The following is a 20,617-nucleotide window of genomic DNA, read 5'->3' as shown; positions in this document are numbered from 1 at the left end:
CGCACAAGAGTCGTGAAAAAAAGAAAACGGCCCAGAATAGGCCGTTTATTATGAATAATAATTTGCGGAAACTATTTCGAGCGTTTCATCGACTCGAAAAATTCTTCGTTGGTTTTAGTCATCTGCAACTTGTCGATGAGAAACTCCATTGCTTCAATTTCACCCATAGGGTGCACAATCTTACGCAAGATCCACATTTTTTGCAGTTCATCTGGCGTAGTTAGCAATTCTTCGCGGCGGGTGCCAGAGCGGTTAAAGTCGATCGCTGGGAAAACCCGCTTTTCGGCAATCTTACGGTTTAAATGCAACTCCATATTCCCTGTGCCTTTAAACTCCTCGTAAATAACCTCATCCATTTTAGAACCGGTGTCGATTAACGCCGTTGCAATAATCGTTAAACTACCGCCCTCTTCCACATTACGAGCGGCACCAAAAAAGCGCTTCGGCTTGTGCAATGCGTTTGCGTCTACACCACCGGTTAATACTTTGCCAGAGCTTGGAATAACAGTGTTATAGGCGCGTGCCAAACGGGTAATCGAGTCGAGTAAAATGACCACGTCTTTTTTGTGTTCAACCAACCGCTTGGCTTTATCGATCACCATTTCAGCAACTTGTACATGGCGGCTCGCTGGCTCATCGAAGGTTGAAGCGACTACTTCACCTTTTACCAAACGCTGCATTTCCGTTACTTCTTCGGGGCGTTCGTCAATAAGTAATACCATTAACTCACAGTCCGGGTGATTGGCCGCTATGGACTGCGCAATATTCTGCAATAGTAAAGTTTTACCCGCTTTCGGCGGCGCTACAATCAGGCCCCGTTGGCCTTTACCAATGGGAGACGCCAAATCCAAAATACGCGCCGTAATGTCTTCTGTTGAGCCGTTACCACGCTCCATACGCAAGCGTTCATTCGCATGCAAGGGGGTTAAGTTTTCAAAAAGAATTTTATTACGAGAGTTTTCCGGCTTGTCGAAGTTCACTTCGCGAATTTTTAGTAAGGCAAAATAGCGTTCGCCGTCTTTAGGAGGCCTAATTTTGCCAGCGACCGTGTCACCGGTGCGCAAGTTGAAGCGTCGAATTTGGCTTGGTGACACGTAAATGTCGTCTGGCCCAGCAAGATAAGAAGAGTCGGCTGACCGCAAAAAACCAAAGCCGTCTTGGAGGATTTCTAACACACCATCTCCGAAGATATCTTCGCCACTCTTCGCGTGTGCTTTTAATATTGCAAAAATAATGTCTTGCTTGCGCAAGCGAGCCATACTTTCAAGGCCCATAGTGGCCGCAAGTTCGACCAGTTCATTGACGGGTTTGTTCTTTAATTCAGTTAAATTCATAAGCGGTAGGTAGGTTCGTGTAAGAGATAAATTTCAGTTTGTATTCAATACCCCACATCTACACGCTGGCAAGTGCTACGCAGCGAGAGTTATGAGGCGCTATTTTTTAGAAAACTATTTCGAATCTTTTTTGGCTCATAAAAGTGCAGAAGCTCTTCAGAAAACATTCAAAAAAATTGGAAATCCTGTCGTTCAGATGGCTTCAGGGAAAGTCGGCAGAAGCCAGAGAAGTGCAATGAAGATAAAATTAACACCAAAATGAGAAAGCGTCCAGTTTTTCGCCAATTCATTTTGTTAGCGTTTTACTTTTTGAACTTAAGAGTAAGGTTACAGGCACCTTTTCAGTGAAGCGCAGAAACATGGTGCCTGTAAAACCTGAACGAGCGTTTACACGTGCTCGTTAATAAACTCAGCCAGTTGAGTTTTAGACATAGCTCCCACTTTAGAGCCAACAACCTCACCATTTTTGAACAGCAATAGTGTAGGAATACCACGAATATTGTACTTCGGTGGGGTTTGGTTGTTGTGATCAACATTCAACTTGCCCACGGTTAGCTTGCCTTCGTATTCCGTTGCTACTTCGTCGAGGATCGGCGCAATCATTTTGCAAGGCCCGCACCACTCAGCCCAAAAATCGACTAAGACGGGATGGTCAGCGTTAATTACGTCGGCTTCGAAGCTATCGTCGCTCAGCTGAACAATCTTGTCACTCATTTTACTTCTCCGGTTAGTTGCGTGTGTGGCAATATATGCACGCACAGTATAAAACATTCACCTATGCATATTGAAGCATTTACAGTTCCTAATGCAAGCCTAAACCTGATATCATTGGCGCTATGACAGATAAACATTTGACAGAAACCAAGTTTGCCGAGCTCGGTTTACATCCAGCAGTGCTAGATGCTTTAAATAATCTCGGCTACACCCAGTGCACGCCCATTCAGGCGATGAGCTTACCTATTGCATTGCAAGGCAAAGACGTAGCGGGCCAAGCGCAAACCGGTACCGGAAAAACAATGGCATTTTTGGTCGCCTTGTTTAACCACCTCATGACTCGGCCCAAACGCGTTGCAGATTCCTCACAACCTCGAGCGCTGGTAATGGCTCCTACGCGAGAACTCGCCGTTCAGATCCAAAACGACGCTATTGCGCTGGCAAAAAGCTGTAACTTAAAGTTGGCAGTGGTCTATGGCGGCGAAGGTTACGAAGCGCAGCGCGCGGAGTTACAAGAAGGGGTCGACGTGTTGGTGGGTACTTGTGGCCGCCTCATTGACTACTTTAAGCAAGGGGCTTACGCACTCGACAATATAGACGTAGTGGTGCTCGACGAAGCTGATCGCATGTACGACCTCGGCTTCATCGACGACGTGCGCTATATGCTGCGCAAAATGCCGGCAGCTAACGAACGCTTAAATTTACTTTTTTCTGCTACCTTGTCGTTCCGCGTGAAAGAACTTGCGTACGAACAAATGAACGACCCCACGGCAGTGGAAATTGAACCCGAACAAATGACCGGCGCACGCATTGAAGAAGAGCTGCTGTATCCGTCGAAGCAAGACAAAATTAAGCTGCTGCTTACCCTAATTGAAGAAGACTGGCCCGACAAAGCCATTGTATTTAGTAACACTAAACATGGCTGTAGCGAAGTTTACCATTGGCTTGCGGCCGACAAGCACAGGGTTGGTTTGCTTACTGGCGACGTACCGCAGCGTAAGCGGTTGAAAATTTTAGAAGACTTTACCCAAGGTAAAATTGATATTCTGGTGGCCACCGATGTAGCCGCTCGCGGTTTGCATATTCCATTGGTGAGCCATGTTTATAACTACGACTTGCCCGACGACTGCGAAGACTATGTGCATCGTATTGGTCGCACTGGCCGAGCGGGTGCGAGTGGTAAAGCCATTAGTTTGGCCTGCGAAGAGTATGTATATAACCTTCCCGCTATTGAAGATTATATTGGTCACGCTATTCCGGTAACCAAGTACAACGCCGAAGCGCTTTTAAATGACGTGAAGAAGCCACATATTCCCCATAAACGCCGCTTACAAAGCGGTAAGAACTACAACCGTCGACCGGGCGGTCAGCGTTCTAAGCGCAGCTAATATAAGAGTAGGAGCCGATGCGTTCAAATCGATATTACGCAGCGATTGACCTCGGCTCCAACAGTTTCCACATGCTTGTTGTGCGGGTGGTTGCTGGCTCTGTTCAAATCGTTTCCAAAATCAAACGCAAAATTCGGCTAGCCGAAGGTTTGCAAGCCAACAATACCTTAAATGAAGCCGCACAACAGCGTGCATTGGCGTGCTTGGCTATTTTTGCCGACCGCGTATCCGACATAGCCCCTGAGAATATTCGCGCCGTAGGTACAGCTGCGCTGCGCAAGCTCGCGCCTTCAGACCCGTTTTTAGCCCGTATTCAAACCACACTGGGTCACCCCATTCAGATCATCAGTGGCGAAGTGGAAGCGCAAACCATTTACCAAGGTGTTGCGCATACAACCATGACCCAGGCAGAGCTCATGGTCTGCGACATAGGCGGTGCCAGCACCGAGCTTGCGCTCGGGCGAGGATTCCAGACTGAGCAGGTTGTGAGTATAGACATGGGCTGTGTAACCTGGATGACCGCATTCTTTGCCAACGGTAGAATTCAAAAGACGTCTGCTCATGCGGCTATCAAAGCGGCCGAAGCGCTGCTCCAACCCCGCGTGGCGAAGTTCCCTATTTCTGAACACGCACGCGTATTGGGTGCGTCGGGCACCTTCAAAGCACTACAAGAAATAGCCAGGGCGCGTGGCAGAAGCGAACGCTTCACGCTTGCTTGGCTCGAGTCTTTACTGCATGAAGTGACTCAATTTGAACGCCTTGAGCAAATTAATATGGTCGGTTTGAAGCCTGACCGAACGCTCGTTTTTCTTCCTGGATTATGCATTCTCATTGCACTGTTCCGCACACTCAAGCTGCCGCATATTGAAACCACGGAAGCCGCTTTGCGCGAAGGTTTAATTTACAGCATGCTCACGAAGCTACAACAGGAAGACGTGCAGCTGCGAACCTTAAAAAGCCTTGCTGAACACTACCATGCAGACCTCAGCCAAACCGAACGAGTACATCGCTTGTTTTTAAAGTTGAGTACGGTACTCCAACCCTTCAACGAAACTCAGTTAAACTTAGCGAGAGCCGTTGCCTACTTGCATGAAATTGGCTTGAGTTTGAGTTATAAGCAAGCAGGAAAACACAGCCGTTACTTACTAAAAAACACCAATCTGCCTGGCTTTTCGGTTGCTGAGCGAGAGGCGCTATTACAGGTTCTTGAGGGGGTTGGGGGCATTATCGACGACGATAAAGCCCCAGAAGAGTTGCCGGCTGACCCAGCACTCGCTGCACTTACACGGGTACTGCGCATTGCCATTACCTGCTGCCAGCGCCGTCGCGACGACGCAATTCCTGACTGCTCACTCACACAATTGAGCCCGCAACAGTTCGTACTGCAACTACCCGCTAACTTCTCAGCAAAGAACCCGTACTTGGCAAGCCTGCTACAAGAAGAGCAGGTGTTTCAGCAGCCTTTTGGCGGCCTCATACTGCAAGAAACCTAGGCTGTAGCTTCACTCTGCAGCGTTTTCCGCAAACGCCGCGCCATCCACAATGCATAATAAGTGAGTATGCCGTCGGCGCCAGCGCGTTTGAAACAAAGTAACGACTCTTCAATACAGCTTTCATTGAGCCAACCGTTCGCAATAGCCGCTTGATGCATGGCATATTCGCCACTCACTTGGTAGGCAAAGGTGGGCACCTTAAAGGTTTCTTTGCAGCGGCGCACAACGTCAAGATAAGGCATGCCCGGCTTAACCATGACCATGTCGGCACCTTCTTCAAGGTCTAGTGCTATTTCATGCAGCGCTTCGTCGCTATTTGCCGGGTCCATTTGGTAAGTTTTCTTGTCGGCGCCCTTTAAATTACCCGCCGACCCAACAGCGTCTCGGAACGGGCCATAATAGCTAGAAGCGTACTTCGCCGAGTACGCCATAATCCGCACATGTGGGAAACCCGCCTGCTCAAGTGCTTCGCGAATTGCGCCAATCCGGCCGTCCATCATGTCCGACGGTGCGATCACGTCGGCACCCGCTTCAGCATGGCTCAGCGCCTGCTTCACCAAGGCTTCGGTCGTAATATCATTTTGCACATAGCCCGCGTTGTCTATAATGCCGTCTTGTCCATGAATGGTAAAAGGGTCGAGCGCAACATCGGTCATAACGCCAAGGCCCGGCACTTCGGCTTTGAGTGCACGAACGGCTTGCTGTGCTAAGCCATTCGGATTCCAAGCTTCTTCTGCGGTTAACGACTTCACTTCTGCAGGCGTAACCGGAAATAGTGCCAGCATGGGTATCCCAAGAGCGTAAGCCTCCTTCGCTTGTGCCACCAATAAGTCCACCGACAAACGCTCAACACCCGGCATAGAGGGAACCGCTTCGCGCATTCCATTGCCCGGCAATACAAAAACCGGATAAATTAAGTCTGCCGCGGTAAGCCGATGTTCTGCCATAAGGCTGCGGCTAAAGGCGTCTTTGCGCATGCGGCGCATGCGCCGAAAAGGGAATCCGGCAAAAGGATACGTCATGAAATTGGGTCCTCTCCTGTTGAAGAAATAGATAGTTCTGAAGCCAATACTTGATTGCGCGCAATTACCGTTTGGTCGCGACCCCGCTCTTTGGCTGCGTAGAGTGCATCGTCCGCGGCCTTAAGTAACTGTTCTGGCACTTCGAACATGCCTACATTCGCTGTGCACACGCCCATACTCACCGTAATCGTTAGCTCTCCGGCGTCGGTATGAAAGGCCGTATCGCGAACTGCCGCGCCAATGCGCTGAGCGAGTTGGAAAGCGTCTTGCTCATCGCTGCCGGCGAGAATAAGGGCAAACTCCTCACCGCCATAGCGGCACAAGGTGTCGCCCGGTCGCCGTGCTGTGTCTTTGAGGCGCTTGGCCAGCGCCACTAAAATTTGGTCGCCGATCATGTGCCCATACTGATCATTCACCGGTTTAAAGTAGTCGATGTCGAGCATAATCAACGACAATGGCTCTTGGTTGCGCCAGGCGCGACGAAATTCCAGGGTAAGCTGGCGATCAAAATGGCGGCGGTTAAACAGGCCGGTCAATCCGTCTTCACTGTTTTTGCGTTCTAAAGCGTTATTCACTTCTTGTAGTTCGCGTAGCGCCACTTCGAGTTCGAACGTGCGTTCTTCTACCCGTTCTTCCAATTGTTCGTTGAGTTGCCGTTGCGCGTCTTGCGCTTCTTTCGCTTGGCGGAGCGCTTCGTCTTGTGCCGCTAACTTTTGCGAGCGCTCTTCGGAATAGCGCAATGTTAACACCCAAGACAACAGCAGCACCTCTAAACCCGAGCCCGCCATAATGGCGTAACGCTGAATAAATTGACCGTCTATTACCCCTAAATAGGCGAGTGAGTTCAGTACTACCGCCGACAAAAATGCAAACCATGCCAGTGTAAACACACGGGCGTACACCAAGCCTTTTTTCCACATTGCAAAAGCAAGGCTTAAAATAAATATGCAGGCCACAATTGCAAAGGCAAGGAGAAACTTTATTGATGTTGCGTAAGGCAAAATAGTACTGCCTACCGCAATTAACATAGCCGCAGAGCCTGCTATCCAAAGCCCACGGTGCAAAAACTCACTGTGTTGCTTTATGTTTAATAACTGCGAAATAAACACACATGCAAAAGCAAAGCTCAAACTACCAAACAATACAATTGCACGGTCTTGAATCCACAGATTCTCTGGCCAAAAATAGCGAAAACCGGCGCCGCTTAAGGCGGCCATCATTAAACCGATGAACACAACATAAATAGAGTAACTAAAGAAACTTGGCTCGCGGGTCATGCCGTAGCCAAACAGGTTGTACACCACCATACAAAGGAGCACGCCAAAATAGATGCCAAATGCCAGTTGCCGTGGACCTTGGGCCGAATGAAATTGATCGGTCGGCCATATGCGCGTTGGTAAACTCACTGAGCTTTCCGTTTGCACCCGAATGAGCACCTGCACCGGAGCTTGCGTTCGTGGAATGGGCACAACAAAGTCTTCATGGGGAATAGGGCGCGCTGCGAAAGGCCGCTGGTCGCCTAAGGCAAAATGAGCGATAGGCCTGCTGGCGTCAATAAAGTAAATGTCGAGGTGGTCAAGTAGCGGATACTCAACATGGAGCAACCGCGCTTCTGTACTCACAGGCAAGGTTTGCTTAAACCAATAAGTGCGCGTGTCGTAACCAAAAGACGCCGCCTCGCGCAACGGCTCCCAGCCGTAGTCGGGCATGGCCATCGCTTCGCTGATGCTCAGGCTGCCACTGCTGTCTATCAGGTAATGGCTCATGGGCACAGACTCGCCCTGCTGGCCCCAAGCGGGGTTTGCTAACAATACCAAAATACCAAGCAACAGCTTTAGCGCCAGGGTTTTCATGCCTGTGCCTCCTGCTCGACAGCCGCTGGCCAGTGCCCAAACAGCCGACTCGCATTTGCAGTGGTCGACGCCGCTAAAGCAGCCACCGACGTTTGGCGTAACGCAGCAACCTGCTCAGCAATATGCGGTAAATATTGCGGCCGATTCACGCGCGACTTAGGTTTTGGTTTTAGTGTACGAGGTAGTAAATAAGGCGCGTCTGTTTCAAGTAATAGGCGGTCGGCATGAATGAATGGCACGGCCGATTGCAATTCTGCTCCTCTCCGCTCATCGCAAACCCAGCCTGTTACACCAATATAGGCGTCAAACGCCTGATAAGCCTCCAGTGCGTCTATGCCTTGGGTAAAACAGTGCACAAACAACGGCGGCAAATGCCCCGCATGTTCATTCAAAATCGCCAGCTGGTCCTGCAGCGCGTCGCGTTCATGCAAATAAAGTGGCAGCTGCAGTTCCACAGCTAAAGCCACTTGCTGAGCAAACACTTGCCGCTGCCGCGCAGGCGCTGAAAAATTGCGGTTGTAGTCGAGCCCGCATTCGCCAATGGCACGCACGTGAGGGTGTTGAGCCCACTCCCGAATGCGCGTTAGCTCTTGGTCTTGCACATGATCAGCCTGGTGCGGGTGCACCCCAACAGTAACAATACAACCAGGCCAGCGTTCGCACGCTTCAATCCCCTGCGCCGACTCGTTTAAATTGCTACTAATCAGTACGAATCGATTCACTGCAGGCATGGCATCGCGCAACACCTGCTCAGGTGCTGTAAATTGACTGCTTAGCAAATTGAGCCCGCAGTCGACCCAGTTCACTAGTTGTCTCGCACCATACGAACGCGGCGGTTTAAGCCTGGTGTCCGTAAAAAGTGAGCATTAAACATACCTTTCTGGAAGTAATAGTTACGCTCCATGCTGAAAGGGAACGCGGTCGCCACTTCTGTTTGTCGCCATACCTCGCCATTTTCGAGCTTGATTAACCACATACCACGGCGGTTTTGCCACATTTCCTCTATCGACAAAAACGCTTCGCTCTCCTCATTCTCTGCAATAGCGCTTTCGGCTACGGGCGTTTCAACCAAACGCTCGGCAGGTGGCAAGGTATTTACGATCTCGTCAAAACACACCAAGCGCTCTAGCGCGTTGTCAATGCCTTCACACACGCGTAACTCTTTTGCTAAATCGCGATAGGCTTTGCGGTCGTCTTCGGAACTTGCATGTGCGCTCCCTGCTACTACTGTTAGTAACACCATGGCGCTCGTTACATATCTTTTCATTACTTCACTCCTACAAGCCTTTGGCTCTTCTTATTTTTCTGTATTCTTCGCGGAATTCGACGCTTGCTCGTTGTGTTGCGCGGTTAAAGGCTGCTTCACATAAAAACGACTGAGTACAATACCGAACTCGTAAAGTAACCACATGGGCACTGCCAGTAAGGTTTGCGAAATCACGTCGGGAGGCGTTAACAGCATGCCCAAAATAAACACCCCTACGATGACATAGGGCCTTGCCGCTCGCAACTGGTCCGACGTTACAGTGCCAGACCAACACAACACCACCACTGCAATGGGAATTTCAAAGGCAATACCAAAAGCAAAAAATATTTTTAAAACAAAGCTTAAATAGCTCGAAATGTCGGTGGCTATGGTTATGCCTTCCGGTGCCATGCTGGTAAAAAAGCCAAACGCCAGTGGCAATACCACGTAATAAGCAAATGCAATGCCGCCGTAGAACAGTAAGCTGCTACTGATCAATAAGGGGGCAACTAAGCGGCGCTCATGCTGGTATAACCCCGGCGCAATAAAACGCCAAAACTGATGCAACAGAAAGGGAATAGCAACAATCACCGACACTACTAAGGTTAGTTTGAAAGGCGCAAAGAAAGGAGCGGCCACGTCGGTCGCGATCATGCTGGTGCCCGAAGGCAGCTTCGCTAACAAAGGCGTTGCTAACCAATGATATAAGTCGCGGGCAAAATAAATAAGGCTTAAAAATAGAACGCCGACCACCGCGACACTACGCAATAACGTGCTGCGTAATTCAATTAAGTGATCAAGTAATGACGTGCTTTCTTCACTCATTCTGAATCTCGCGGCTGTGATTTCCGGGGTGGGTCGTTTTCCGGCGATTGCCCGCTGGGCTGTTCGTCGGCGGTTCTTGGCATGCTCGCATAGGGATTATTCACCTGAGCGGCGGCCTGCTGCAGTTCCTCAAGTGTTCGGCGAAGCTCAGGGCTTAAGTTGTCAATGTCACCCCCTTCTTCAATTTTCTTTAAATTTTCATGCAGCTCTTTCACCCGTAACTCATGATTAAGCTCCGCCTGCATGCGTGAACCAAAACCACGAAGTTGCGCCATGCCTCGTTGTACCGAGCGAATAGCGCCCGGCAAGCGTTCGGGACCGAGTACAAACAGCCCGATTACAGCAATCACTAAAAGCTCCCAAAAACCGATATCGAACATTTATTTTTTCTTCTGCTCGCGTTCAGTTTCGGTAAAGTCGGCGTCGGACTGCTCTCGTTTCTGCTCAAGCTGCTCGTTGTTTTCTTCGTTGTCGCTGTTCATTTCTTTTTTAAACCCGCGAAATGCCGAGCCTAAATCGCTACCTACGTTACGTAAGCGCTTACTCCCAAAAACAATCACTACTATGAGGAGTACAATCAATAATTGCCAAATACTAATACCCATTTATTACCTTCCGCGTTATGCAATTAATTATTTATCGACTCGAGCGAGGCTATTCGCTGCTCTACCGTCGCTTGCGGCCTGGCCGTTGCCGCCAAGCCTGCCACCAGGTTAATCCAGCACTCAGTACCAACACAGCAGTAAACCACTGCGGGAGCACTACATTGAAACCCACAAACACCCCCGCAACAATGGTTAAACTACCGGCTAAGGTGGTCCACCAATGGCTACGAGACGCTCGGTGCTCAAGTTCCAGTTGCTGTCGCTGCCATTCTGCACCGCTGCGTTGTTGCTGGCGCATGCCCTGTAACGTGTCGTAAAGCAACATGGGCATTTCCGGGAGCTTTTCTGCCCAGCGCGGTGACTGCTCTTTTAAACTGCGCAACACCGCTCGCCACCCCATTTGCTCTTGCATCCAGCGTTCCAAAAAGGGCTTCGCCGTTTTCCATAAATCCAGCTCTGGGTACAAATTACGCCCCAACCCTTCCACATAGAGTAAGGTTTTTTGCAGCAACACCAGTTGCGGCTGAACTTCCATTTCAAATCGGCGAGCCGTATTAAATAAGTTCACCAAAACATGGCCGAATGAAATCTCCGCTAATGGCTTTTCAAAAATAGGTTCGCACACCGTACGAATTGCCGACTCAAACTCTTCCACGTTAATATGCGCGGGAATCCAGCCCGAGTCGATATGCAATTCAGCCACTCGGCGGTAGTCGCGGTTAAAAAACGCAATAAAGTTTTCTGCCAAATAACGTTTATCGTCGCGATTCAACGTTCCCACAATGCCAAAGTCGACCGCAATATAGCGCGGCGAGTCTTTGCGAGTTGGGTCAACGAAAATATTTCCTGGGTGCATGTCGGCATGGAAAAAACTGTCACGAAATACTTGGGTAAAAAACACTTCCACGCCACGCTCAGCCAAAACTTGCAAGTGAATGCCCTCGGCCACGAGCCGTTCAACATCGCTAATGGGAATACCTTCAATGCGCTCCATAACCATTACGTTGTTACGCGTAAGGTCACTCCACACTTCTGGAATATACAGTAAGTCGGAGTCGGCGAAATTGCGTCTAAGTTGAATGGCATTGGCCGCCTCACGCGCTAAATTTAGTTCGTCGAGCAAGGTTTTTCGGTATTCGCGAATGACTTCTACCGGCTTTAACCTGCGACCATCTGGGAGCAACCTCGCCGCCAGTTGTGCCACCGACTGCATTAACTCAATGTCGGCATTAATAGTGCGCAAAATGTCTGGCCGGATGACCTTCACAACCACCTGCCGCTCCGCCCCGTCGGCGGTTTTTTTCAATGTCGCTTCATGTACTTGAGCAATCGACGCAGACGCTAAAGGGGTTTGCGAAAAATGCGAGAACACCTGCTCCACAGGAAAGCCAAACGCCTTTTCAATTACACGCTGCGCCTGCTCACCTGGGAAGGGCGGCACGTCGTCTTGCAACTTTGACAGCTCAACAATCATATCCAGAGGAAACAAGTCACGACGTGTAGAGAGCATTTGCCCCAGCTTTACAAATACCGGGCCCAGCGCTTCTAAAGCCAGCCGCAGGCGCATACCCATCGGCTGGTCTGGATGTTGGTTTCGCAACCAAAACAAACAGGGGCGCCCTACTTTTGCCCACCAAGGTAGTTTGTCTCGAGGAATCATTTCGTCTACGCCATAGCGCAACAAAATACTCATGATTTTATAAAAGCGTAGAATTCTCACTCGGCCTTCCCAAGGGTTGTTAGCTTTTGTTCGAGCGCGTCAAGGCGGCGTTGCTCCACTGCTATTTGCTCTTTCAGCATGCGGCATTGAACCGGAGAAGCCAGCACAGCAAGTTCTTCGATCAGTACTTCCTGCACGCGTGCTTTCGTTATTTTACGTTGCTCTATGCGTTTAAATAAGCGCGCTAGCTGCTCGCTCATAACATAACCGGGCACGTCGCCAAACCAGCTCGCGAGTAATTCTTGCCAGTCAATGTCCAGCTCCATAAACACCGCTGCAGCACGTTGTAACAGCATAGGGTCGCCCACAAGTGCCACTTTTCCGTGCTGAATAGCATGAGTTGCCGTTGCGGCGTCGGTGAGTTCGGCAAGGTCAAACAAAGACAAGGTAACAGCGGCGTCTACCCCCTCATAGTTTGGCCCAAGCAAGCTTACTTCGCGCTCGTGAAACGCCAGCGTAAGGCTTTCGGGTAGTTCGTGAAGCGTTATTCGCACTATTTTACCGTTCACCGCGCGCAACCGTTCTTGCGCTTTTGGGTCGGCAGCTAAGGCTAAATTCAATACCGGCTCCAAGGAGCCACGAACGGCATTACTCAACATTTAAAATTTGAATCCACGATGCAATGCCACAATTCCACCCGTCATATTTTGATAGTCAACCTGAGCGAACCCAGCGTCGAGCATCATTTGTTTTAGGGTCTCTTGGTTCGGGTGCATACGAATGGACTCAGCTAAATACTGGTAACTTTCTTTGTCGCGAGCAATCCATTCGCCCATACGCGGCAAAAGATGAAACGAATAAAGGTCGTAGGCTTTATTCAACCACTCTGTTTCAGGCTTTGAAAACTCCAACACCAGTAAGCGCCCGCCCGGTTTTAGCACGCGCGCCATGGAACGAAGTGCCGCGTCTTTGTCGGTAACATTACGCAAGCCAAAAGCAATGGTTATGCAGTCGAAATAGTCGTCGGGAAAAGGTAGTTTTTCGGCGTCGGCTTGAACATAAGAAACATTGCCCACCACGCCCATGTCTTGCAGCTTGGTACGCCCAACCGCCAGCATTGACGCGTTAATGTCCGCCAGCACCACCTCACCTTGTGGGCCAACGAGTCGCGAAAACTTTGCCGTTAAGTCGCCTGTACCGCCGGCTAAGTCTAATACCCGCTGGCCACTGCGCACGCCACTACTGTCTATTGTTTGGCGTTTCCACAAGCGATGAATGCCCATCGACATGACGTCGTTCATAATGTCGTATTTGGCTGCAACCGAGTCAAACACGCCCGCCACCATGCGTGCTTTGTCATTTCGATCAACAGTTTTAAATCCAAAGTGGGTGGTGTCTTCTTGCTTTTTCATGACTACAACTCGTTTAACCCAAAAGTTTGCCCTAGTTTACTGCATGCGGGGCATTTGCCCAACCATTCGCCACGTTAAACTTGTGCGTAGCGTTCGCCTTCTGGCAACCACCGTTTCATCAGTGCGTTCGTTTGCTCTGGATAGGCACCAAATAAGGTTTGTGCGAGGTTTTGTATATGCGGAATTAAATGCGCGTCACGCATTAAATCGGCAACTTTCATTTGCACAAGGCCCGTTTGCCGCGCCCCTAATAACTCACCTGGGCCGCGTAACTCTAAATCGCGCTCCGCAATTACGAAGCCGTCGTTACTTTCGCGTAATACCGCCAAGCGCTCATTTGCTTGGTGCGACAGTGGGCTTTTATAGAGCAGCACACAGTGGGAAGCTACCGAGCCCCGCCCCACGCGCCCCCGCAGCTGGTGCAGTTGCGCCAAGCCGAGTCGCTCTGGGTTTTCAATAATCATTAAACTGGCGTTCGGCACATCTACACCGACTTCAATTACTGTAGTTGCCACCAGCACGTCGAGTTCGGCCGCCTTAAATTGCCCCATCACGGTTTCTTTTTCCGCGGCTTTTTGGCGACCATGTACCAACCCAATCCGCAGTGAAGGCAACGCCGCCTGCAATTGTTGGGCGGTATCCTCTGCCGCTTGGCACTGTAAAACCTCCGACTCTTCAATAAGTGTACACACCCAATACACTTGCCGATTTTCGTCGCGCACCGCCGCTTCCACCCGCTCAATCACCTGCCCACGACGCGTGTCAGGGATAGCAACTGTAGTAATTGGCGTGCGCCCAGGCGGAAGCTCGTCAATAATCGAGGTAGCGAGGTCGGCATAAGCGGTCATCGCCAAGGTTCGCGGAATTGGGGTTGCGGTCATTACCAGTTGATGCGGATGCAAGCCTTGCTGTTCACCTTTTTCCCTGAGCGCCAGCCGTTGGTGCACACCAAAGCGATGCTGCTCATCGATAATAACTAATGCCAACCGTGCAAAGTGCACCTGCTCTTGAAATAACGCATGAGTACCTACAATAAATTGTATTTGCCCTTCTGCCAGCTGTTGTAGCCGTTCCTGGCGCGCCTTGCCTTTTAGCTTCCCCGTTAACCAACCCACTGATATTCCCAAGGGTTCTAACCACATGGAAAAGCTTCGCGCATGCTGCTCGGCCAAAAGTTCTGTAGGCGCCATCAACGCCACTTGATACCCTGCTTCAATTGCACCTAGCGCCGCTAACGCGGCAACTAAGGTTTTGCCTGAACCCACGTCGCCTTGCACTAAGCGCAGCATCGGCAGAGGTTGTTGTAAATCGGCTTCCACTTCCCCCACTACCCGTAGTTGCGCATTGGTAGGGGTAAACGGCAGGCCAGTAAGAAGGGCCGCTTTTAGCGCTGTGCTCGGATAAATAACCGGCGCTACCACTTGTTGTGCTTGGCTGCGCGCGTGCAGCATGCCGAGTTGGTGCGCTAACAATTCCTCCATTGCTAAGCGTTGCTGTGCCGGGTGGGTGCCATTTAGTAATGCCTGCATATCGGTATTTACATCGGGAAAATGCAGCGTACGAATCGCAACATGAAGCGCCGGCATACCACCACGCAAACTTTCCGGCAGAAGCTCAGGTAAGCTCTTTTCATTTAAATAGCTCATTGCTTGCTCTGCTAACTTCCGCAAGGTAAGTTGGTGCACACCCTCCGTAGTGGGGTAAATTGGCGTAAGTGTTTCGGGTAATGTAGGCGGCGCGTCGTTGAGTAAAACTTTCACTTCTGGGTGCACCATTTCTGGCCCGGTGGGCCCAGGCCGAACTTCTCCGTATATGTGTAGCCGCTGCCCCGCCGACATTTGCTGTTGCTGAGCCGCACTAAATTGAAAGAATCGCAAAGTGAGTGAGCCCGAACGATCGGTTACTTTTACCAGCAGCGAGCGACGGCGGCCAAACTGTACACGCGCGTCAATAGAGTCGGCAATAATGGTGGCGTAATCGCCAACCCGCAGCCGCGCAATAGCCGTTACTTGTGTACGATCTTGGTACCGAGACGGCAAATGAAAAAGAACGTCTTGCACCGTTCGCAAGCCGAGCTTCTCAAGCTTTAGAGCCGCTTTGGGGCCCACGCCTTTTAATGTGGTTAGGGGAATGGCCGCCAAGGGCTCCGCATTCATTGCCTTTGCTGTCCTTTTGCTCGCGAAAATTTGAGTATAGCGAGGCCTGTTGTGACTGGCTAGTTGCTGAACACGTCGTTCATGCGTTATTGTGCTTATTGTTTTCGTACTCGGATCACTTCGCTTCATGCCTTATTCGTACATTGCGCGCCAGCCCATTCTTGATCGACAAAAGCATGTGTATGGCTATGAGCTTCTCTTTCGCAACAGCGAAAAGAACGAGTTTCCCGACATTCACCCCGACGAAGCAACGTCGAAGCTCCTTTTACAGCAGCACCTTATTGGCGACATTAACACCGTATGTTTAGGCAAAACCGCTTTTATTAATTTTCACACCAATACGCTCCTGCATAAGTTTCCTGGTTTTTTGCAAAAAGAAAGCGTGTGGATTGAAGTGCTAGAAACCGTAAACGTGTCGAAAGACTTGGTAAAAGCCTGCCAAAAAGCCTCGGCTTTGGGGTATCGCATTGCACTCGACGACCACGACTTTGATCATCGCTGGGAAGAGCTGTTGCCGCATATCTCGCTCATTAAAGTCGACATTCAGCAGCAGCCCATTGCTACGCTCGCAGAACGTTTAACACCCTTTAAAGACCACAACATTCCTTTGCTCGCCGAGCGTGTCGAGACCGAGAGTGAATACCAACAATGTCGTGCGTTAGGTTTCCATTACTTCCAGGGCTATTTTTTTGAACGCCCAGAAATTGTAAAACGCAAAGTTTTAGCCCCGCAACAAATTATCTTAATGGAGTTATTGGCGGCTATCCATCACCCCGAGATGAACTTTAAACACATTGCCGACATTATTCGTAACGACCTGTCGTTAACGTATAGCCTACTTAAATTTGTGAACAGTGCCGCCTTTAATAAGGGGCGAGAAATTAAAGACATACAACATGCGGTGGCCTTTGCCGGTGCCAAAGAAATGCGCAAATACGTGGCATTGGTGGCCCTTGCCAACGTTGCCAAAGACCAACCCGAAGAACTTATTATTAAGTCACTCACGCGCGCTCATTTTATGGCAGAGCTAGAGCGCCTTACCGTGGGTGAGAGTGTAAACAATACCTGCTTTATGGCGGGGCTTTTGTCCTTGCTCGACGTACTACTGCGTACGCCCATGCAAGAAATTCTTGAACGCCTCCCCATGAGCCAAGAAATTAACCAAGCTATTTTGCAAAGGGCAGGCAGAACCGGCCGGCTATTGCGTATTGTAGAGGCGTATGAGCATGCCGACTGGCCTCGCCTCGACGCACTTTCGCGGAAAATGTATCTTACCGAACTCGACATCGGCCAATGTTTTATAACGGCGAGTAATTATTGCCAACAACTGCTGCAGGTAAGCCGTGCACACTAACAGGAGCCTATACTCGCAATGAAGAGAGGACTTTTTTATACGCAGCGCCAATGGCAAGCATCTATTTGTATCGCAGGTCTACTTGCCTTGGTTGTTCTTCTCTTTTGCCATGGCTTGTTAACCTGGCTCAGTATCGAGTTAAGTAGTGGTTCGGGCACCGCAACGCTTGCAACTCTAAATTCCTGGCAGGTTTATAGTTTGATTAACCACGAGGCCTACTGGCAGGCTCAACTTATGGCTGCCTCTGCGCCACTGAATCATAGCGAACTCTGGTGGCACCCTATTGCCGCTGTCGTTGCCATTGGGTTCTGGCTCGCACTTTGGTTTCTCTCTGCGTCGGCACGCTGCTCGCGGTCAGCTGCAGTGTGGCTCGCTTTAGGGTTGGCAGTGCTCAACCTCGGTGGTTTTCATGTGCTGCAAAACACCTCGTTTATGCCTCTTTTACCTATTTATTTCGCACCGCTGCTCAGTTTCTACTTAGCAATTGCCGCACTTCTGCTCAGTGTGGGCCACTGGAAACAGTAGCCCACACCGAGCACTCTACTAACGCCATTTACGCAGCACGCTGTAGAGATCAATGCGACGATCTTTGAGGTTGGTAACCGAGCCTTCATGGTGCAAATAACGGAGTTCGTCTAAGTTAAGGTCGGAAAACATCAGCATTTCAGTATTCGGCGTTGTTTCCGACATTACCGCGTCGTGTGGGAACGCAAAATCCGACGGAGAAAACACGCTTGATTGCGCATATTGCACGTCGAGGCTCTCTACTTCTGGCAAATTCCCTACGCTGCCGCAAATAACCACATAGCACTCGTTCTCAATGGCACGAGCTTGTGCACAATGGCGAACACGAAGATAAGCATTTCTTGTGTCGGTCCAGAATGGCACAAACAAAATCTCTAGCCCTTCTTCTGCCATAAGCCTGCCCAGCTCAGGAAACTCAACGTCGTAACAAATTAAAATTCCCACGCGTCCGGCGTCGGTTTGGAATACTTCAACTTTATCGCCACCCTCAATAACCCAATCTCGCTTCTCATGCGGCGTAATATGAAGCTTACGCTGCTCTTCTACAGAGCCATCGCGGCGGCACAAATAAGAAACGTTATAAATCACGTCGTCTTCCAGCACCGGCATAGACCCGGTAATAATATTGATGTTGTAACTCACCGCCATTTGCGACAGTTCACGGCGGAACCGCTCAGTAAACCCAGCTAAGAAACGAATGGCTTCCATTTGTCGGCTTTGATCGGTTAAACCCATTAGCGGCGCATTAAAAAACTCGGGAAAGAGCGCAAAGTCACTTTTATAGCTCGACAACGCGTCCACAAAATATTCTACTTGTTTCAGCAGTTCTTCCACCGACTCTACGGCTCGCATTTGCCACTGTACCGCGCCAATTCGTACATTACGCGAGCGGGCTTTTATTACACTGTCGGCAGGCTCATAAAGAAAATTACTCCACTCCAATAATGTGGCGTAACCTTTCGACTTTTTATCTTCCGGTAAATACTTGTAAAGCAGCCGCCGCACAGTAAAGTCGTTGGCAAGCTGAAACGTTAAAATGGGGTCATATATTTCCCGCCGCCGTACTTTCTCCAAGTATTGGCTGGCGCTTAACTCGTCGGCATAACGGTGATAGTTAACAATCCGGCCACCGGCTAGAATAGCTTTCAAATTAAGCTGAATACACAATTCCTTGCGTGCATCATACAGGCGCCGGCCGAGCCGATAACCCCGGTAGTCTGGGTGAATTAAAACATCGAGCCCATACAGGGCGTCGCCCTCGTCTTCGTTTAAAATAGTGTCGCGCTTGCCGAGCAGGTCGTCGTATTGGTGCGGGTTACTAAAACGGTCATAAATAACCCGAACCGTGAGTGCAACACCAACCACCACGCCATTGTCTTCAAGGCAAATTTGCCCTTCAGGGAATTCGCGTACCAACTTACGAATGGTGTGCTCTTCCCAGGCACCACCAATGTCGTCGTACACTTTGTCCATTAATGCTTTTAACTGTGAATAATCGTCTTCGCGTAAGTTACGTAACTGTAAATGCAAGTCTTCTGGACTCATACCATTCCTCTTGGGTTGATCTAATGCGCTGTACAGAGTCTACTACTTGTACCATACCGATAGGAAATGCAATTGAAGGGTTGCATTTTCCGGCAAAAGACGTTTATGCTTCCAGACGTCCAAAACAAAAAGAGATCATTATGAGTACACTACCCACCGGCGTTCGACCGAACGCCATTGCACTATTGCCACTTTTCGTTTTTCTCGGGCTCTTTCTCGGTACCGGAATTTACTTTCACCTGAGTGGTGTCGACATGGCGTTTTACCAACTTGCTGCGCCTGTTGCTATTTTGCCGGCTATTGTTCTGGCAGTTGTACTCAGTAAAGAAACACTGAATCAGCGCATTAATACCTTTGTGGAAGGTGTTGGGCACCCAAATATTGTTACCATGTGTTTGATCTATTTGCTGGCTGGCGCGTTCTCAACAGTTGCAGCTGCAACGGGTGGCGTCGACGCGATGGTCGCGCTCGGGCTGAGTATTATTCCTGCCAGCTTTATTTTACCGGGTATATTTCTTATTGCCGCAGTGGTGTCTACAGCCATGGGTACGTCTATGGGCACCCTTGCAGCACTCGGCCCCGTTGCTTTAGGGTTAAGCCAAGCAGCGGGAATTAATCCGGCGGTGATGGCAGGCGTACTCGTTAGTGGAGCAATGTTTGGCGACAACTTGTCGTTTATTTCTGACACCACCATTGCGGCAACTAAAACTCAAGGTTGCTCAATGAAAGACAAGTTTCGCACCAATTTACGTATTGCCGTACCCGCTGCCGTGCTTTCAATTATTGCGTTTAGTTTTCATAGTTCAGGCAGTGCCGAAATTAATGCACCCCAAGCAACCCTGTGGCTTGCTATTCCCTACTTCGCCATTATTGTGTTAGCCGTTTCTGGGCTCAACGTGTTTGTTGTGCTCACGCTTGGCATTATCCTTGCGGCCGCCTTCGGCATGGTTGCCACCGATTATGCTTGGGTAACCTTAAGCCAAGACATTTACCAAGGCTTCACGAGCATGCAGGAAATTTTCCTCTTGTCGTTGCTTATTGGTGGCCTGTCTGCGCTGATACGGCAACAAGGCGGATTGGCATTTTTAAGTAACAACGTAGAGGCACTCGCGCAACGCTTAAGTTCGCGTAAAGACCGAGCCGCTGCGTTGGGTATTTCAGGGCTTACCGCGGTCACTAACCTTGCTGTTGCTAACAACACGGTCACTATTCTCATTTCGGGAGAGGTGAGTAAGCGTTTGGCCGACGAAGGAAACCTAGCGCCTCGACAAAGTGCGAGTTACCTCGACATCTTTGCCTGTGTGGTGCAAGGCGTACTGCCATATGGAGCGCAAGCCTTATTATTAGGCGCAAGCTTTGGCATCTCGCCGTTAGCGGTCAGTTTAAATACTTGGTACTGCTTTATTCTGGCAGGTGTTGCAGTTGCTAGTATCTATATTTTTAAACCCATTCAAAAAGTACAAACCAGCGACGCAACTGCATAAC

Annotated in this window: 19 protein-coding genes; 5 read left to right on the top strand and 14 right to left on the bottom strand. The window is 49.9% G+C overall.

What is annotated here, in order from left to right:
• Positions 1-71 precede the first annotated feature (71 nt).
• Positions 72-1,334, bottom strand: coding sequence for a transcription termination factor Rho (gene rho / locus DQW12_RS10365; protein WP_113907795.1), 1,263 nt, complete (start codon positions 1,332-1,334; stop codon positions 72-74).
• 387 nt (positions 1,335-1,721) lie between these two features.
• Positions 1,722-2,048 (bottom strand): thioredoxin TrxA, encoded by a 327-nt coding sequence (gene trxA, locus DQW12_RS10360; protein ID WP_113907874.1) that lies wholly within the window; start codon positions 2,046-2,048, stop codon positions 1,722-1,724.
• Between the two features lie 122 nt (positions 2,049-2,170).
• On the opposite strand from trxA, the gene rhlB reads away from it, so the two are divergent.
• Positions 2,171-3,436 carry an ATP-dependent RNA helicase RhlB gene (gene rhlB / locus DQW12_RS10355; RefSeq protein ID WP_113907794.1) on the top strand — a complete coding sequence of 422 codons (1,266 nt, stop codon included), beginning with the start codon at positions 2,171-2,173 and terminating at the stop codon, positions 3,434-3,436.
• A 17-nt stretch (positions 3,437-3,453) separates the two neighbouring features.
• Positions 3,454-4,929 (top strand): Ppx/GppA phosphatase family protein, encoded by a 1,476-nt coding sequence (locus DQW12_RS10350; protein WP_113907793.1) that lies wholly within the window; start codon positions 3,454-3,456, stop codon positions 4,927-4,929.
• Here the strand turns inward: DQW12_RS10350 and hemB are convergent.
• The 11 genes from hemB to recG form a co-directional block, all read right to left on the bottom strand.
• Positions 4,926-5,951, bottom strand: a complete 1,026-nt coding sequence (hemB, locus tag DQW12_RS10345) for a porphobilinogen synthase (RefSeq protein ID WP_113907792.1) — start codon at positions 5,949-5,951, stop codon at positions 4,926-4,928. The genes DQW12_RS10350 and hemB overlap by 4 nt on opposite strands.
• Complete coding sequence (locus tag DQW12_RS10340; RefSeq protein ID WP_113907791.1) at positions 5,948-7,804, bottom strand: sensor domain-containing diguanylate cyclase; 1,857 nt, start codon at positions 7,802-7,804, stop codon at positions 5,948-5,950. The genes hemB and DQW12_RS10340 overlap by 4 nt, the downstream gene beginning before the upstream one ends.
• On the bottom strand, positions 7,801-8,610 hold the full coding sequence (locus DQW12_RS10335; RefSeq protein ID WP_113907790.1) for a TatD family hydrolase: 810 nt from the start codon (positions 8,608-8,610) through the stop codon (positions 7,801-7,803). The genes DQW12_RS10340 and DQW12_RS10335 overlap by 4 nt, the downstream gene beginning before the upstream one ends.
• Positions 8,610-9,071 (bottom strand): hypothetical protein, encoded by a 462-nt coding sequence (locus DQW12_RS10330; protein WP_113907789.1) that lies wholly within the window; start codon positions 9,069-9,071, stop codon positions 8,610-8,612. Before DQW12_RS10330 ends, DQW12_RS10335 begins: the two co-directional genes overlap by 1 nt.
• Before the next feature lie 30 nt (positions 9,072-9,101).
• On the bottom strand, positions 9,102-9,875 hold the full coding sequence (gene tatC / locus DQW12_RS10325; protein ID WP_113907788.1) for a twin-arginine translocase subunit TatC: 774 nt from the start codon (positions 9,873-9,875) through the stop codon (positions 9,102-9,104).
• Entirely contained in the window at positions 9,872-10,255 is a 384-nt protein-coding gene (gene tatB / locus DQW12_RS10320) for a Sec-independent protein translocase protein TatB (RefSeq protein WP_113907787.1), read from the bottom strand. The genes tatC and tatB overlap by 4 nt, the downstream gene beginning before the upstream one ends.
• Positions 10,256-10,480 (bottom strand): Sec-independent protein translocase subunit TatA, encoded by a 225-nt coding sequence (gene tatA / locus DQW12_RS10315; protein ID WP_113907786.1) that lies wholly within the window; start codon positions 10,478-10,480, stop codon positions 10,256-10,258.
• 61 nt (positions 10,481-10,541) lie between these two features.
• Positions 10,542-12,200, bottom strand: coding sequence for a ubiquinone biosynthesis regulatory protein kinase UbiB (gene ubiB / locus DQW12_RS10310; protein WP_113907785.1), 1,659 nt, complete (start codon positions 12,198-12,200; stop codon positions 10,542-10,544).
• The gene (locus tag DQW12_RS10305) at positions 12,197-12,799 is read right to left on the bottom strand and encodes a ubiquinone biosynthesis accessory factor UbiJ (RefSeq protein ID WP_113907784.1); all 603 of its coding nucleotides are present in this window, start codon (positions 12,797-12,799) and stop codon (positions 12,197-12,199) included. The genes ubiB and DQW12_RS10305 overlap by 4 nt, the downstream gene beginning before the upstream one ends.
• A complete protein-coding gene (ubiE, locus tag DQW12_RS10300; RefSeq protein ID WP_113907783.1) occupies positions 12,800-13,552 on the bottom strand; it encodes a bifunctional demethylmenaquinone methyltransferase/2-methoxy-6-polyprenyl-1,4-benzoquinol methylase UbiE in 753 nt (250 codons plus the stop codon).
• A gap of 74 nt (positions 13,553-13,626) precedes the next feature.
• Positions 13,627-15,837, bottom strand: a complete 2,211-nt coding sequence (gene recG / locus DQW12_RS10295) for an ATP-dependent DNA helicase RecG (RefSeq protein ID WP_113907782.1) — start codon at positions 15,835-15,837, stop codon at positions 13,627-13,629.
• On the opposite strand from recG, the gene DQW12_RS10290 reads away from it, so the two are divergent.
• Positions 15,836-17,062 (top strand): EAL and HDOD domain-containing protein, encoded by a 1,227-nt coding sequence (locus DQW12_RS10290; RefSeq protein WP_113907781.1) that lies wholly within the window; start codon positions 15,836-15,838, stop codon positions 17,060-17,062. The two genes, recG and DQW12_RS10290, sit on opposite strands and share 2 nt — an antisense overlap.
• A gap of 18 nt (positions 17,063-17,080) precedes the next feature.
• Positions 17,081-17,587 carry a hypothetical protein gene (locus DQW12_RS10285; protein WP_113907780.1) on the top strand — a complete coding sequence of 169 codons (507 nt, stop codon included), beginning with the start codon at positions 17,081-17,083 and terminating at the stop codon, positions 17,585-17,587.
• A gap of 18 nt (positions 17,588-17,605) precedes the next feature.
• Here the strand turns inward: DQW12_RS10285 and DQW12_RS10280 are convergent, their stop codons facing one another.
• The gene (locus DQW12_RS10280; RefSeq protein WP_113907779.1) at positions 17,606-19,132 is read right to left on the bottom strand and encodes a carbon-nitrogen hydrolase family protein; all 1,527 of its coding nucleotides are present in this window, start codon (positions 19,130-19,132) and stop codon (positions 17,606-17,608) included.
• 140 nt (positions 19,133-19,272) lie between these two features.
• On the opposite strand from DQW12_RS10280, the gene DQW12_RS10275 reads away from it, so the two are divergent.
• Positions 19,273-20,616, top strand: coding sequence for a Na+/H+ antiporter NhaC family protein (locus DQW12_RS10275; protein WP_113907778.1), 1,344 nt, complete (start codon positions 19,273-19,275; stop codon positions 20,614-20,616).
• Position 20,617: the final 1 nt, after the last annotated feature.

The organism is Aliidiomarina celeris, from assembly GCF_003316875.1.
GTDB classification, from domain to species: Bacteria; Pseudomonadota; Gammaproteobacteria; order Enterobacterales; family Alteromonadaceae; genus Aliidiomarina; species Aliidiomarina celeris.
This window is presented reverse-complemented; position numbering and strand designations above follow the sequence as displayed.

Bases quoted from the DNA above. Each gene is read 5' to 3' on its own strand.
- rho (WP_113907795.1), bottom strand. From the start codon at position 1,334: ATGAATTTAACTGAATTAAAGAACAAACCCGTCAATGAACTGGTCGAA.
- trxA (WP_113907874.1), bottom strand. From the start codon at position 2,048: ATGAGTGACAAGATTGTTCAGCTGAGCGACGATAGCTTCGAAGCCGAC.
- rhlB (WP_113907794.1), top strand. From the start codon at position 2,171: ATGACAGATAAACATTTGACAGAAACCAAGTTTGCCGAGCTCGGTTTA.
- DQW12_RS10350 (WP_113907793.1), top strand. From the start codon at position 3,454: ATGCGTTCAAATCGATATTACGCAGCGATTGACCTCGGCTCCAACAGT.
- hemB (WP_113907792.1), bottom strand. From the start codon at position 5,951: ATGACGTATCCTTTTGCCGGATTCCCTTTTCGGCGCATGCGCCGCATG.
- DQW12_RS10340 (WP_113907791.1), bottom strand. From the start codon at position 7,804: ATGAAAACCCTGGCGCTAAAGCTGTTGCTTGGTATTTTGGTATTGTTA.
- DQW12_RS10330 (WP_113907789.1), bottom strand. From the start codon at position 9,071: ATGAAAAGATATGTAACGAGCGCCATGGTGTTACTAACAGTAGTAGCA.
- tatC (WP_113907788.1), bottom strand. From the start codon at position 9,875: ATGAGTGAAGAAAGCACGTCATTACTTGATCACTTAATTGAATTACGC.
- tatB (WP_113907787.1), bottom strand. From the start codon at position 10,255: ATGTTCGATATCGGTTTTTGGGAGCTTTTAGTGATTGCTGTAATCGGG.
- tatA (WP_113907786.1), bottom strand. From the start codon at position 10,480: ATGGGTATTAGTATTTGGCAATTATTGATTGTACTCCTCATAGTAGTG.
- DQW12_RS10305 (WP_113907784.1), bottom strand. From the start codon at position 12,799: ATGTTGAGTAATGCCGTTCGTGGCTCCTTGGAGCCGGTATTGAATTTA.
- ubiE (WP_113907783.1), bottom strand. From the start codon at position 13,552: ATGAAAAAGCAAGAAGACACCACCCACTTTGGATTTAAAACTGTTGAT.
- DQW12_RS10290 (WP_113907781.1), top strand. From the start codon at position 15,836: ATGCCTTATTCGTACATTGCGCGCCAGCCCATTCTTGATCGACAAAAG.
- recG (WP_113907782.1), bottom strand. From the start codon at position 15,837: ATGAAGCGAAGTGATCCGAGTACGAAAACAATAAGCACAATAACGCAT.
- DQW12_RS10285 (WP_113907780.1), top strand. From the start codon at position 17,081: ATGAAGAGAGGACTTTTTTATACGCAGCGCCAATGGCAAGCATCTATT.
- DQW12_RS10280 (WP_113907779.1), bottom strand. From the start codon at position 19,132: ATGAGTCCAGAAGACTTGCATTTACAGTTACGTAACTTACGCGAAGAC.
- DQW12_RS10275 (WP_113907778.1), top strand. From the start codon at position 19,273: ATGAGTACACTACCCACCGGCGTTCGACCGAACGCCATTGCACTATTG.